1 protein-coding gene is annotated in these 890 nt (G+C 23.4%); it reads left to right on the plus strand.

Annotated features, from left to right (window positions below; genetic code table 11):
• The first annotated feature begins 122 nt into the window (after positions 1–122).
• Entirely contained in the window at positions 123–866 is a 744-nt protein-coding gene (locus tag GBZ86_RS16365) for a 5'-methylthioadenosine/adenosylhomocysteine nucleosidase (protein WP_152892432.1), read from the plus strand.
• Positions 867–890: the final 24 nt, after the last annotated feature.

Consider the following 890-nt stretch of genomic DNA (forward strand, 5'->3'; position numbering starts at 1 on the left):
GTGGATAACTTTAATTAAAGTGCCGAAGGCGGTCTGCGAAGTAGATTTTGTTCTTCTTTTTATATTATTATATTGTATTTTCTACAATATAATAATATAAATGGTATTTGGGGGGAGATAACATGTTTGGGATTACTAAAAAAAGAAAAAGTTTTAGAGAAGAAAAAATTATTGGAATAATAGGAACTATAAATAGTGAAATAAACAAGATAAAAAATTTTTTAAATATAATTTCAGAAGAAAAGCATATAGGATTAAAATTTTATATAGCAAAATATAAAAATTTAGATATAGTTTTAGTTGAAGCTGGAATTGGAAAGGTTAATGTAGCTAGTTGTACTCAAATATTAATTGATAAATTTAATATTTGTCAATTAATTAATACGGGAGTTGCTGGTGCTTTAAAAGATAATATAAATATATGTGATATTATTATTGTTGACGAAGTTACATATCATGATGTAAGAAAAGCTAGGATGCAAAATTCTTTTCCTTATAAAGAAAGCTTTATATCTGATAGAAAACTTTTAGAAATAGCAGTTGAAGGTTGTGATGATAAAAATTTTAAAATATATGATTATCATATTGGAAAATGTGTTACAGGTGAAGCTTTTATATCTGATAATGAATTTAAAGAGATAATATTAGCAGATCATGATTCAAAATGTGTAGATATGGAAGGAGCAGCAATTGCACATGTCTGTGATATAAATAATGTACCTTTTATTGCTATAAAAAGTATATCTGATAAGGCTGATGAAAATGCTAATAAAACTTATGAAAAGTTTGAAAATATAGCTACTAATAATTCATCAAAATTACTTTTAAATATGTTAAATATTATAAATGAATATAATTATATTTAAATTTGAAAAATAGAAATATAGACA

It is taken from the genome of Clostridium tarantellae (assembly GCF_009295725.1).
Classification (GTDB): domain Bacteria; phylum Bacillota; class Clostridia; order Clostridiales; family Clostridiaceae; genus Sarcina; species Sarcina tarantellae.

Bases quoted from the DNA above. Each gene is read 5' to 3' on its own strand.
- GBZ86_RS16365 (WP_152892432.1), top strand. From the start codon at position 123: ATGTTTGGGATTACTAAAAAAAGAAAAAGTTTTAGAGAAGAAAAAATT.